Origin of the sequence: Massilia litorea, from assembly GCF_015101885.1 — a bacterium.
GTDB classification, from domain to species: Bacteria; Pseudomonadota; Gammaproteobacteria; order Burkholderiales; family Burkholderiaceae_D; genus Telluria; species Telluria litorea.
Genome location: NZ_CP062941.1, coordinates 974718 through 987711 on the forward strand (window position 1 = coordinate 974718; position 12994 = coordinate 987711).

A 12994-nucleotide genomic window follows, 5' to 3' on the forward strand; every position below is an offset into this window, starting at 1 on the left:
CGGGTTCTCCGCCCACCCTACGCTACTCGCCGATCGCGATATGTTGTCAACATGCATACGCCGCGGCGCGGCGCAGCCTAGCCGGCGTCGTCGGCTGCGTAGCGCAGCCCGATCTGGCGCCGGATTTCGTCCATCACTTCCATCAGCGCCAGCGTTTCGTCGTGCGTCATGCCGGGGCTTTCGACAAGGCCCGCGCGCCAGCAGCGCTGCGCCTCGATCGCTTCGTGCACATAGCCATTGCCGAGATAGGGCGTGTCGATCGTGCGCACGCTGCCGTCTTCCAGCGCCACGGTAATCGAACGCGCGCGGTGGAACATGGTGTTCATGCGGATGTGCCCGCGCGATCCCGAGACCGTCAGCTCGCCCGGCGTGCGCGCCTGGAAGGAACAGCTGCAGACCGACATGCCGCCGCCCTCGTGCTTCATGGTGAACGCGGTCTGCACGTCGACGCCGGTCGGTCCCATCTCGGCCTGCGCCTTGACCTCGCGCACGGGACCGAGCAGGCTGGCGGCGATCGACAGCGGATAGATGCCGAGGTCGAGCAGCGCGCCGCCACCCAGCGCCGGATTGAAGACGCGGTGCTCGGGGCCGAAGGTGGCGGTAAACCCGAAGTCGGCGACGACCTGGTGCACGGAACCGATCTCGCCCGCCGCGATCAGGCGTTTTACTTGCGCCAGGGCCGGCATGAAGCGGGTCCACATCGCCTCCATCAGGAACAGGCGTCTGGAACGCGCGAGCGCGACGACCTGCCCGGCCTCAAACCGGTTCATCGTGAACGGTTTTTCGACCAGTACACCCTTGCCGGCGCCCAGCGCCAGCATCGCATTCCCGGCGTGCTGCGGGTGGGGTGTGGCGACGTAGACCAGGTCGATGCCGTCTGCCTCGGCAAGCGCCTCGTAGGAGCCGAAGGCGGCGGCGCGGAATTCCGCGGCGAAGGCCTCGGCCTTGTCGATACTGCGCGAGGCGACGCCGGCCAGGACCGCGCCCGGGACATCCTGCAGCGCGGTCGCGAACGCACGCGCGATCTTGCCGGTGCCGAGGATCCCCCAACGAACCGTGTCCACCATGGCTACTCCCTTTATGTTTATTTACGCCGCCCGTTTTGGGCGGAATACGGTCGTGTCGAGATAAAAGGCCTGGTCCTGCTCCGGCCACCAACCCGGTACGCCCAGCACCGGCAGCGGCGTAAAGCTGGAGGTAGTCAGCCCTTCCGCGCGCAGTAGCTGCGCCACCGTGTCGTCGATCCAGGCGCGTTGGCCGGCGGCGTCAAAGCTGAACCAGGCATCGGGCGCGAACACGATGCGCACATGCGCCGTGATCGCCTTGCGCGGAGCGACCAGCTTTTCCATCAACGCGTGGCCGAACAGCCACAGCTGGGCGTCAGGGCCGAACATGGCGCGCTTTTCGAACAGCGCAGCGTCCCAGCAGTGCGCGCGCAGTTCGTCGACCAGCGCCCGCCCCTCGCTCGATGCGCGCACCACCAGCAGTGCCGCGTTCTCATCAAAAATGGTGGCGGCGTCGCGCGCCGGACCACGTGCCTTATTGCCGCCGGCCGCCGCGATCTGCGCCGCCTGCAGGGCGTTCAGCTCGCGTTTTATGAGCGGAAAAGTCTGCCACACCAGGCCATTGAAAAAGTCGTGCAGGTTGTCGCGCGTCGGCACCTTCCCCGTGGCGCTGATGAACTCTTCGTACGCCGTCCCCTCGGGCAGCGACTCCTGGGGCACGAAACTGATCGGCAAATCCCGGTGGTTGCGCAGCGCCAGCAGGGCGGCGTGGCGATTAAAAGCGCCGGCGAACTCCTCGCCCTCGAGACGCAGGGCTTCCCAGGCGGGACGCACGGCGTCGTACCACGGCCGCGCCCAGTCGATCTGGGCAAGTTCGGACGGCAAAGCGGACACTTACAGCATCTTCCAGTCGATGCGCTCACCGGCGTTCAGCGGCACCAGTGCGTTGTCCCCCATCGGCACGGTGGCCGGCAGCGTCCACGATTCGCGCGTCAGGGTGACGGTGCCTTCATTACGTGGCAGGCCGTAGAAGGCCGGGCCGTTGAAGCTGGCGAAGGCTTCGAGCTTGTCGAGCGCACCGGCGTCGGCAAAGGCCTGCGTGTAGAGCTCCATCGCGTGCAAGGCCGTGTAGCAGCCGGCGCAGCCGCAGCTCGACTCTTTCGCGCCGATCGCGTGCGGCGCCGAATCGGTGCCGAGGAAGAAGCGCTCGTCGCCGCTGGTGGCGGCCGTCACCAGCGCCAGGCGGTGTTCCTCGCGCTTGAGCACCGGCAGGCAGTAATAGTGCGGACGAATCCCGCCGCGGAAGATCTCGTTGCGGTTGTAGAGCAGGTGGTGCGCGGTGATGGTCGCGGCGATCGGGCCTTCGGCTTCGGCCACATATTGCGCCGCATCCTTGGTCGTGATGTGCTCGAAGACGATCGACAGCGCCGGCAGGTCGCGGCGCAGCGGACGCATCACGCGCTCGATGAAGACGGCCTCGCGGTCGAACAGGTCGATGTCGTGGTCGGTGACTTCGCCATGCACCAGCAGCGGCATGCCGACTTCCTGCATGACTTCGAGGACTTTATAGCAGTTGCGCAGGTCGGTCACGCCGGCATCCGAATTCGTCGTGGCGCCGGCTGGGTACAGCTTGACCGCATGAATAAAACCGCTGTCCATCGCGCGCCGGATCTCGTCCGGATCGGTATTGTTGGTCAGGTACAGCGTCATCAGCGGTTCAAAGCTCATCCCTTCCGGCAGCGCCGCCAGGATGCGCTCGCGGTAGGCGGCGGCGGCGACCGTCGTGGTGACCGGCGGCTTCAGGTTCGGCATCACGATCGCGCGCGCGAACTGGCGCGCCGTATGCGGCAGCACGCTGGCCAGCGCCGCGCCGTCGCGCAGGTGCAGGTGCCAGTCGTCTGGACGGGTGATGGTGATGGAGTTGGGGGTCTCGATGGTGGACATGGCGGCTCTCGGATTGCGGACCCCGATATTGTACCTGCACCCATTCCGGACGCGCACACGAGCACTGCGGCGCCTGGGGGCATGAGTCTGCCTCAGCGACTAGGAATCGGCTGAAAAAACGGGGTGCAGGGCACTGCCAGGGCATTTGCCGATCAAATTGAAAGGAATTGTTGTTTTCGGCTTCTATCTACATACGGAAAGGGACTGCCATGGGTAGGCGTCAACGCTTCATCAGGTCCAGAAAGATTGCACAGTATGTCGAAACCGCGCATGCACCGCTCAACCAGGTGCAGGACGAGGTCGCAGCGCGGCTCGGTATGCATGCGCAGGAACATTCGCTACGCTGGTCGAAGCGTGCGCTCGAGTACATGTTCGGCGCAATCGAGACGGAAAAACTCGACGATCTCACGCGGGAGCAGGTGATGGATGCTTTGGAAAAGGTGATCACCCAAGTACGAAGCGAGCAACGAAACGAGACCGAAATATCGAACGCCGTTCTTGTGCGGACGTTCCGCAGGTGGCCCTGCCCCCGGCCCTGGTGCTGACCATGCCCGACGACAATCCGAAGAAATTCGCTGTCGACCTGATGGTCGAAGTTGCCAAACAGCTCATTACCCTGGCAAGCGGCGCCCTGGTTCTGTCGATCTCATTCATGGACTTTATTGGAGGCGATGCCCCTTCCGCCCTTCATGGCTTCTGGCTGGTAATCGCGTCCTGGATCATGTTCCTGGCCAGTATCTTGACGGGTTTGCTTGCCCTGGGCGCGCTGGCGGCAGTGGCCCATCTGCACGGCCAGTTCGATGTCGACACTCCGATGGCGCGCCTGCTGCTGGCACTTCAACAGCTGCTCTTCATTGTTGCTTTCGCAGCCTTTGTCTGGTTTGCCATCGAAAACTATGGCGTATGAACTTGCAGCAAGCCTGGAACATCGGAGATTGCATCGCAATGGCAATGTGCTTCTGGCGTTTCCATGAAAACCGCGACGATCCGACAATCTCGGCGGTGCGGCGTCAGCGCGACGATCCTTGTTTGTAGGGTCGTGGCGCCCATCGCATTCAGTGGATAATTTTCGCCAAAAATTCCCGCGCCCGCTCCGAGCGCGGCGCGCTGAAGAAGGCGTCCGCCTGACTGTCCTCGACGATGCGGCCGTGGTCCATGAAGACGATCCGGTCCGCCACCTTGCGCGCAAAGCCCATTTCGTGGGTTACGACCATCATCGTCATGCCGTCCTGGGCCAGACCCACCATCACGTCGAGCACCTCGCCGATCATTTCCGGGTCGAGCGCGGAGGTCGGTTCGTCGAAGAGCATCGCCACCGGGTCCATCGCCAGCGCCCGTGCGATTGCCACGCGCTGCTGCTGGCCGCCCGATAACTGGGCCGGGAACTTGTCCTGGTGCGCCAGCAGGCCGACGCGGTCCAGGTAGCGCAAACCGCGTTCGGTCGCCTCCCCTTTCGTCCGTCCCAGCACTTTTATCTGCGCCAGCGTCAGGTTGTCGCGCACCGACAGGTGCGGGAACAATTCGAAGTTCTGGAACACCATGCCGATCTTCGCTCGCAGCTGCGGCAGGTCGGTCTTGCGGTCCGTGACCGTCACGCCGTCGACCCGAATGAGGCCCTGCTGCACCGGTTCCAGGCCGTTGACGGTCTTGATCAGGGTCGACTTGCCGGAACCGGACGGCCCGCAGACCACGACGACGTCGCCCCGGGCCACCTGCGTGCTGCAATCGGCGAGCACCTGGACCTCGCCATACCATTTGCTGACCCTGTCGATTTCAATCATGTTTCAACATTCCTGCCATACCTCTGAGCGTGCTTGACAGCACTAACAGCCCCTAGGATACTGCGGAACTTGCCAATATACTCAGAACGAACCCCCGTTCGCTCTTGGAACCACCACCATTTTGATCCCCCGGCACGCACAGGACCCATCCTGCATGCCGGGCCGAACGCGCAGGCCGACAACAGGAATCAGCCCATGAACAATCGAAACCGTCTCACCACTTATATCCTGATCGGCCTCGTGCTGGGCGTCGTCGTCGGCTACTTCGTCAACGCGAACACCGCCGACCCGAAAGGCTTCGCCGACACGATGGCGCTGGTGACGACCCTGTTCCTGCGCCTGATTAAGATGATCATCGCGCCGCTGGTCTTCTCGACCCTGGTGGTCGGCATCGCCAAGATGGGCGACGCCAAGGAAGTCGGCCGTATCGGCGTCAAGGCGCTGGGCTGGTTCGTGATCGCCTCGATCCTCTCGCTGTCGCTGGGCCTGGTCCTGGTGAACCTGTTCCGTCCGGGCGACGCGATGGCGCTCTCGGGCCACCTGCCGGCAATCGGCACCAAGACCGACATCGTCACTTCGGGCCTGACCCTCAAGGAATTCATCACCCACCTGGTGCCGTCCTCGATCGTCGACGGCATGGCCAAGAACGAGATCCTGCAAATCGTCGTGTTCTCGATCTTCTTCGGCACGGCCGCCGCCGCCGTCGGCGCGCGCGCCACGCCGCTGATCGACGCGGTCGACGGCGTCGCCCACATCATGCTGAAAGTGACCGGCTATGTGATGAACTTCGCGCCGATCGCCGTGTTCGCGGCGGTGGCCGGCATCGTCGCCAAGAGCGGCCTGGGCGTGCTGCAGACCTACGGCATCTTCATGGCCGAGTTCTACCTCGGTATCGTGCTGCTGTGGGTGATCCTGATCCTGATCGGCATGGCCTTCCTCGGCCCGCGCGTGCTGCGCCTGATCGGCCTGCTGAAGGAGCCGACCCTGCTGGCCTTCTCGACCGCCTCGTCGGAAGCGGCCTTCCCGAAAACCCTGGAGGGCCTGGAGCGCTTCGGCGTCAAGAACCGCCTGGCCGCCTTCGTGCTGCCGATCGGTTACTCGTTCAACCTGGACGGCTCGATGATGTACTGCACCTTCGCCGCCGTCTTCATCGCCCAGGCCTACGGCATCGACCTGCCGCTGTCGACCCAGATCACGATGATGCTGGTGCTGATGCTGACCTCGAAGGGCATGGCCGGCGTGCCGCGCGCCTCGCTGGTCGTGATCGCCGCCACGCTGGCCCAGTTCAACATCCCGGAAGCCGGCCTCCTGCTCCTGCTGGGCATCGACCACTTCCTCGACATGGCGCGCTCGGCGACCAACGTCATCGGCAACGGCATCGCTACCGCCGTCGTCGCGAAATGGGAAGGCGACCTCGAGGAAATGGTGCCGCAGAAGGATGTCGCCACCGCTCCGCTGCGCTGATCGGCAGATAGCACGCACATGAGGCCTTCCAGCGATGGGAGGCCTTTTTTTCATCATGAGAAGACGGGAGACAAGCGTATGAAACAGCTGGCCGCGGCAGGATTGCTGCTTGCACTGAACGGCGCCCAGGGCGCCACGCAGACGGTCGATTGCGGCCGTCTGCTCGACGTAAAAAGCGGCACCTGGCGCGAGCGCGTCAGCATCGTGATCGAGAACGGCGCCATTCAATCGGTCGGCCCGATGGCGCAAGCGGCGGACCATATCGATTTGTCCGGCAAATCCTGCCTGCCGGGGCTGATCGACATGCACGTCCATCTCACTAGCGAGACCCAGCCGGCCGTCGACGCCTACCGCGACCGTCTCACCGCCGACCCGGCCGACATGGCCTACCGCTCGGTGAAATACGCCGAGCGCACGCTGCTGGCCGGTTTCACCACGGTGCGCGACCTCGGCGCCGAGCAGGCGCTGAACGTGTCGCTGAAGCGCGCGATCGCGGCCGGATCGATTCCCGGACCGCGCATGTTCACGGCCGGGAAAGCGATTGCCACCACAGGCGGCCATGCCGACCCGACCAACAACCTGTCGCACTTCCTGGGCGAGGCCATCGGTACGCCAGGACCCGTCGAAGGCGTGATCGACAGCCCCGAACAGGGCCGGCAAGCCGTGCGTGCCCGCTACAAGGAAGGCGCGGACCTGATCAAGATTACCGCCACCGGCGGCGTGCTGAGCCAGGCGGCGAATGGCCAGAATTCGCAGTACACCGAGGACGAGCTGCGCGCCATCGTCAGCACCGCGAAAGACTACGGTTTCCGGGTTGCCGCGCACGCGCACGGCGCCGAAGGCATCAAACGCGCCTTGCGCGCCGGCGTCGACTCGATCGAGCACGGCACGCTGATGGATGACGAGAGCCTGGCCCTGTTCAGGAAGACCGGCGGCTGGTACGTTCCCACCATTTCGGCCGGACGCTATGTCGCGGACAAGGCGAAGGACCCGAATTATTACTCGGCCCTGGTGCGCCCAAAGGCCGCCGCGATCGGCCCGCAGCTGCAGGCGACGTTCGCGCGCGCGCACAAGGCCGGCGTGAAAATCGCCTTTGGTACCGATGCCGGCGTCTTCCCCCACGGAGAGAACGCCAAGGAATTCGGCTACATGGTGGAAGCGGGCATGACGCCGCTCGAGGCGATCCGCGCCGCCACCGTGCACGCCGCCACCCTGCTCGACCAGGCGCAGCGCCTCGGCCGCGTCGAGCCGGGCTTCGCAGCCGACATCGTCGCGGTCGACGGCGATCCGCTGCGTGACGTCAAGCTGCTCGAACAAGTGAAATTCGTGATGAAGGACGGCGTCGTCTACAAGAAGCTGTAAGTTTTGCGACGCCCTATTTAAGGAGATGTATATGCTGTTCCGTCAAACCGCCCGCTCGGCCGCCGCGCTGTTCGGATTCCTGTTCTGCCTTGCATTCGCGGCGCAGGCCCAGACCGCTTCCGTCAAACTGCCGAACGTGACCATCCTCGCCACCGGCGGCACCATCGCCGGCACCGGCGCCACCAGCACCACCACCGTCGGCTACACGGCGGCGACCGTCGGCGTGCAGGCGCTGATCCAGGCCGTGCCCGAGATGACGAAGATCGCCAACGTCAGCGGCGAGCAGGTGTTCCAGATCGCCAGCGAAAACATGGGCAACGAGCACTGGCTGACCCTGGCCAAGCGCGTCAACACCTTGTTGGCCCAATCGAATGTGGACGGCATCGTCATCACCCACGGCACCGACACGCTGGAAGAGACGGCATACTTCCTGAACCTGGTGGTCAAGAGCAGGAAGCCCGTGGTGCTGGTGGGCTCGATGCGTCCATCGACCGCCATGTCGGCCGACGGCCCGGCCAACCTGTACAACGCGGTGCTGCTGGCCGGCGCGCCGGACGCCGTGGGACGCGGCGTGCTGGTCGTCCTGAACGACCAGATCAACGGCGCACGCGACGTCACCAAGACGAACACGACCTCCCTCGATACGTTCAAGACGCCGGAGCTGGGCATGCTCGGCTACATCGTCGGCGGCAAGCCCTTCTTCTATCGGGCGTCGGCCCGCAAGCACACGGTCGAGACCGAATTCGACGTGATGAATTTGTCGGCGCTGCCGCAAGTGGAGATCGCCTACGCGCATGCGAACGTGGGGCCGGTGGCGATCGAGGCGCTGGTGGCTTCGGGCGCCAAGGGGCTGGTGCATGCGGGCGTGGGCGACGGCTCGCTGCCGGCGAAGGTGCGTCCGGCATTGTCGAGCGCGCGCAAAAAGGGCGTGCTCATCGTGCGTTCGTCGCGGGTCGGCCAGGGCATCGTGGCGAGGAATGGCGAGGCGAACGATGACGAGCTCGATTTCGTGGCGGGGGATAACCTGTCGCCGCAGAAGGCGCGCATCCTGCTGATGCTGGCCTTGACCAGGACGACCAATACGCGCGATATCCAGCGGATGTTTTATACGTATTGATGCGTTTATGCGAATGTGGCGCTATTGCGTGAAGCGCTGCCGGTTTGCTTGATCCGCGTGGGCTCGGAGAGCCCACCCTACGGGACAGGTTAACGATCCGGGTTGCGTGTGATCTGGCTGTTATCGGTAACCGTAGGGTGGGCTCTCGAGCCCACGCGGATTAAAAATACCGATAACACCTCACGCAACAGCGCCGATCACTCCCCCTGCAACTCCAAAGGCGAACTCGCCAATTCCTCATCCGGCCGCGCCAGCTGCCGCTCCCACATCTGCGCGTATAAACCGCGCGCCGCGAGCAAGCTCTGATGCGTGCCGCGCTCGACGATCTTCCCATGATCGAGCACGATGATCTGCTGCGCGTCCGCGATCGTCGACAACCTGTGCGCGATCACCAGCGTGGTGCGGTGCTTCGCGATCTCTTTTAACTGCGCCTGGATCGCCTGCTCCGACTTCGAATCGAGCGCCGACGTCGCCTCGTCGAAAATCAAAATGGCCGGATTCTTCAGCAAGGTCCGTGCAATCGCCACCCGCTGCTTCTCCCCGCCCGACAGTTTCAGGCCACGCTCGCCGACCATCGTTGCATAGCCGTCCGGCAGGCTCTCGATGAAATCGTGGATCGATGCGGCACGCGCCGCGGCGACGATGTCTTCCTTGCTTGCGCCCGGCCGACCATAGGCGATGTTGTATTCGATCGTGTCGTTGAACAGCACCGTATCCTGCGGCACGATGCCGATCGCCGCACGCAGCGAGGCTTGCGTGATGTTGCGGATGTCCTGGCCGTCGATGCTGATCGCGCCGCGGTTCACGTCGTAGAAGCGGAACAGCAGGCGCGACAGCGTCGATTTGCCCGAGCCGCTGTGGCCGACCACGGCGGTCGTGGTCCCTGCGGGGATGGCGAAGTCGACGTCGAACAGGATTTGCCGCTTGGTCTCGTAGCTGAATTCGACGTGCGAGAACTCGACACGTGCGCCGCGCGCGACCAGTGGCTGCGCGCCCGGCGTATCGGCCACTTCGCGGTTCTGGTCGAGCAGGCCGAATAAACGCTCCATGTCGGCCAACGCCTGCTTGATCTCGCGGTAGATCACGCCCAAAAAATTCAGCGGGATGTACAGCTGGATCATGAACGAGTTCACCAGCACCAGGTCGCCCAGCGACATCGTGCCGGCGATCACGCCCTCGGTCGCGCGCCACAGGATCAGGGTGACGGCGGTGGCGATGATCAGCGACTGCCCCGTGTTCAGCACGGACAGGGAGGTCTGCGAGCGCACCGCGGCGTTCTCGTAGCTTTGTAAACCCTGGTCGTAGCGCTTGGCCTCGTAATCCTCGTTGCCGAAGTATTTCACCGTTTCGTAGTTGATCAGCGAATCGATCGCCTTGGTGTTCGCCTTCGAATCGAGGTCGTTCATCGTGCGCCGGAAGTGGGTGCGCCATTCGGTGACCACGACCGTAAAGGTGATGTAGGTCGCCAGCGCGACGGCGGTGATGATGCTGAACCACTTGTCGTAGTTGATGACCAGGTAGCCCAGCACCAGCGTGATCTCGACCAGGGTCGGCAGCACGTTGAAGAGCGAATACGAGATCAGCGAATTCACGCCGCGCGTGCCGCGTTCAATGTCTCGCGTCATGCCGCCGGTCTGGCGGTTCAAATGAAAACGCAGCGACAGCGCGTGCAGGTGGCGGAACACTTTTAAGGCAATCGTGCGCACCGCGCGCTGCGTCACGCGCGCGAACAGGAATTCGCGCAGTTCCGTAAACACCGTGGTCGACAGGCGCAACAGGCCGTAGGCGACCAGCGCGCCCAGCGGCAGAACGAGCAGTGCCTGCGGATGGGCAGGATCGATCGCGAGTTGGTCGATGAGCTTTTTCAGCACCAGCGGCACACCGACGTTGGCCATTTTCGCGCCGATCAACGCGCCGAGGGCGGCGATCACGCGCCATTTATAGACCCACAGGTAGGGGAACAGGGTTTTCAGGGTCGCCCAGTCGCTGCGCTGTCGGCCTTTCGCGTCTGGAGGCGGAGGGGGATTCGTGGAATGGCGTCGCATGGCAGGGGTCCGGGATTTATGGTTCAATTCGGGACGATTGTAGCTTTTCACGAGAAAACAAGATGACCACGCCAGAAAACACCGCTCCTGTCCATACCAACCGCCTGCCGGAAGGAAAGATGCCGCAGCTGCGTGTGATGCCGGGCCCGCCCGACGCGAACGTGTATGGCGACGTCTTCGGCGGCTGGATCATGGCGCAGGTCGACATCGCCGGTTCGCTGCCGGCCACGCGCCGCGCCAACGGCCGCGTCGCGACGATTGCCGTCAACTCCTTCCTGTTCAAGAACCCGGTGTTCGTCGGCGACCTGCTGTCGTTTTACGCCGACATCGTCAAGGTAGGCAACACCTCGATCACGGTCTATGTCGAGGTCTATGCCGAGCGCAACCGCCTGCAGTCGAACATCGTCAAGGTGACCGAGGCGACGCTGACCTATGTCGCCACCGGCCCCGACCGCAAGCCGCGCCAGCTGCCGCCGATCGAGTCGCTGATCTCGCATCCATAAGCAGTGAACAACGCGCGCCGCGGTTTTCTACTCGATGCGGCGCGGCTGGCGGCGGCCGGCGCCACCGGTCTCGGCGTCGCCAGCAGCGCCGGTGCGGCGGGCGCGATGTATCCGTTTTCGCTCGGCGTTGCCTCCGGCTCGCCGCTGCCCGAGTCGGTCATCCTCTGGACCCGTATCCTGCCCGATCCGCTGAATGCGGCGTCAAGCCCGCCGCTGGCCTTGAGCGTGCGCTGGGAAGTGGCCGAGGACGAGGCCATCCGCAATATCGTCGCGCGGGGCAGCGCCGTGGCCGCTCCCGAACTCGCGCACAGCGTCCATGTCGAGCCGGCCGGCTTGCGCCCGGACCGCTGGTACTGGTACCGCTTCATGCTGGGCGATGCCGTCAGTCCGGTCGGGAGAACGCGCACGGCGCCCGCAGGCGCTGCGTTGCCGTCGAAACTGAAGCTTGCCGTCGCCTCCTGCCAGCACTGGGAATTCGGACACTACGCCGCGCACCGCCATATTGCCGCTGCCGCGCCCGACCTGGTCGCCTTCCTCGGCGACTACATCTACGAGTGGGGGCCCTACCGGCTGCGCCATCCGGACCGGGCGACCCGCAGCGACGAATCGTTCACGCTGGCGCAGTACCGCGCGCGCTATGCGCAATACAAGAGCGACCGCGATTTACAAGCGGCGCACCTGGCCGCGCCCTGGATCGTGACCTGGGACGACCACGAAGTGGCCAACGACTACGCCGGCGACGTCGACGAGCGGCTCTCGCCCGACTTCGCCGCGCGGCGGGCCGCGGCGTATCAAGCCTTTTACGAGCACATGCCGCTGCGCCTTCCTGTCCCGCGCGACGGGCGCTTCGGCGCCATCCGCATGTTCCAGCGCTACGACTGGGGCCGCCTGGCGCGCTTCCACGTGCTCGACGACCGCCAGTACCGTTCTCCATTGCCCTGTTCGAAGCCGGGACGCGGCGGTTCGAACGTGGTGCTGGCGCGCGCCTGCGACGCGCTGCGCGACCCGAGCCGCACGATGCTGGGGCCGAGCAGGAAGCCTGGCTGGCGCAGGGTTTGTTGTCCTCGCGCGCGCAGTGGAACATCCTGGCCCAGCAGACGCCGATGGCGCAGTCGAGCGGCGTGCCGATCCAGTCTCCCGAGGATGGGCGCTTCTGGACCGATGGCTGGGATGGCTATCCGCTGGCGCGGAGACGATTGCTCGATACGCTGGCGAGCAGCGGCGCGAGAAATCCACTGGTGCTGGCGGGGGACGTGCACACCTTTTATGCGAGCGAACTGCGCCGCGATTTTTCGCGGCCGGTGTCGAAGGCGAATCCGGTGGCGGCGGCGGAGCTGTGCGGTACTTCGGTTACCTCGAGTTCTCGGCCGCAACAGCGCACGCAGGAGAATGTCGAGCGCAATCCGCACATGCTGTACGGGCGCAGCGACCGGCGCGGCTACATGCTGATCGAGCTGACGCCGGGGGCGGCGAATGCGCGCTTCATGGCGCTCGACGACGTGCGCGATGCGGGGTCGGGGCAGTCGGTACTGGCGTCGTTTGCCCTTGGGAGTCCGGCGACGCGGATCGCGCGCGCCTGACCGTGGGATTCGACCGTTGCGGTCGAAACGGTTTTAGCTCCGTGCGAGTGGAGCGAACGCGTGGGCACAAGTGCCCACCCTACGTTACACGCTGGCCGCGGACTGCGACAAACGTGTTGGCTGATGTGCACCGTACGGGGTCATTGATGCCAATGGCATCAATGACGGGTTCACCGGGCTCTCGAGCCCACGCG

12 protein-coding genes and 1 pseudogene are annotated in these 12994 nt (G+C 64.6%); 8 read left to right on the forward strand and 5 right to left on the reverse strand.

Translation table 11 applies throughout. The features are described 5' to 3' along the window. Positions 1-77: 77 nt before the first annotated feature. Genes LPB04_RS04345 through pyrC form a run of 3 tightly spaced genes read right to left on the reverse strand, consistent with a single transcriptional unit; the run spans position 78 to position 2948 of the window. Positions 78-1067 carry a Gfo/Idh/MocA family protein gene (locus tag LPB04_RS04345; protein WP_193687539.1) on the reverse strand — a complete coding sequence of 330 codons (990 nt, stop codon included), beginning with the start codon at positions 1065-1067 and terminating at the stop codon, positions 78-80. Between the two features lie 21 nt (positions 1068-1088). Next, positions 1089-1898, reverse strand: coding sequence for a DUF3025 domain-containing protein (locus LPB04_RS04350; protein ID WP_193687540.1), 810 nt, complete (start codon positions 1896-1898; stop codon positions 1089-1091). Next, the gene (gene pyrC, locus LPB04_RS04355; RefSeq protein WP_193687541.1) at positions 1899-2948 is read right to left on the reverse strand and encodes a dihydroorotase; all 1050 of its coding nucleotides are present in this window, start codon (positions 2946-2948) and stop codon (positions 1899-1901) included. Positions 2949-3157: 209 nt separating this feature from the next. On the opposite strand from pyrC, the gene LPB04_RS04360 reads away from it, so the two are divergent. After that, complete coding sequence (locus LPB04_RS04360; protein ID WP_193687542.1) at positions 3158-3493, forward strand: hypothetical protein; 336 nt, start codon at positions 3158-3160, stop codon at positions 3491-3493. A 2-nt stretch (positions 3494-3495) separates the two neighbouring features. Further along, positions 3496-3855, forward strand: coding sequence for a hypothetical protein (locus LPB04_RS04365; protein ID WP_193687543.1), 360 nt, complete (start codon positions 3496-3498; stop codon positions 3853-3855). 148 nt (positions 3856-4003) lie between these two features. Here the strand turns inward: LPB04_RS04365 and LPB04_RS04370 are convergent, their stop codons facing one another. Then, positions 4004-4729 carry an amino acid ABC transporter ATP-binding protein gene (locus LPB04_RS04370; RefSeq protein WP_193687544.1) on the reverse strand — a complete coding sequence of 242 codons (726 nt, stop codon included), beginning with the start codon at positions 4727-4729 and terminating at the stop codon, positions 4004-4006. 195 nt (positions 4730-4924) lie between these two features. On the opposite strand from LPB04_RS04370, the gene LPB04_RS04375 reads away from it, so the two are divergent. The 3 genes from LPB04_RS04375 (at position 4925) to LPB04_RS04385 (ending at position 8672) form a co-directional block, all read left to right on the forward strand. Beyond that, positions 4925-6193, forward strand: coding sequence for a dicarboxylate/amino acid:cation symporter (locus LPB04_RS04375; RefSeq protein ID WP_193687545.1), 1269 nt, complete (start codon positions 4925-4927; stop codon positions 6191-6193). 78 nt (positions 6194-6271) lie between these two features. Then, complete coding sequence (locus tag LPB04_RS04380; RefSeq protein ID WP_193687546.1) at positions 6272-7555, forward strand: metal-dependent hydrolase family protein; 1284 nt, start codon at positions 6272-6274, stop codon at positions 7553-7555. 31 nt (positions 7556-7586) lie between these two features. Further along, the gene (locus LPB04_RS04385; protein ID WP_193687547.1) at positions 7587-8672 is read left to right on the forward strand and encodes a type II asparaginase; all 1086 of its coding nucleotides are present in this window, start codon (positions 7587-7589) and stop codon (positions 8670-8672) included. 197 nt (positions 8673-8869) lie between these two features. Here the strand turns inward: LPB04_RS04385 and LPB04_RS04390 are convergent, their stop codons facing one another. Next, positions 8870-10717: an ABCB family ABC transporter ATP-binding protein/permease gene (locus LPB04_RS04390; protein ID WP_193687548.1), complete on the reverse strand. Its 1848-nt coding sequence runs from the start codon at positions 10715-10717 to the stop codon at positions 8870-8872. Between the two features lie 62 nt (positions 10718-10779). Here LPB04_RS04390 and LPB04_RS04395 point away from each other — a divergent pair, with 62 nt between their 5' ends. From LPB04_RS04395 to LPB04_RS24330, 3 genes and pseudogenes are all read left to right on the forward strand, one after another. Continuing rightward, positions 10780-11220 carry an acyl-CoA thioesterase gene (locus tag LPB04_RS04395; protein WP_136221782.1) on the forward strand — a complete coding sequence of 147 codons (441 nt, stop codon included), beginning with the start codon at positions 10780-10782 and terminating at the stop codon, positions 11218-11220. A gap of 105 nt (positions 11221-11325) precedes the next feature. Beyond that, positions 11326-12644 (forward strand): annotated as a pseudogene (locus tag LPB04_RS04400) (alkaline phosphatase D family protein); the annotation flags it as partial. Between the two features lie 18 nt (positions 12645-12662). Continuing rightward, entirely contained in the window at positions 12663-12800 is a 138-nt protein-coding gene (locus LPB04_RS24330; protein ID WP_307727351.1) for a hypothetical protein, read from the forward strand. The last annotated feature ends 194 nt before the right edge of the window (positions 12801-12994 follow it).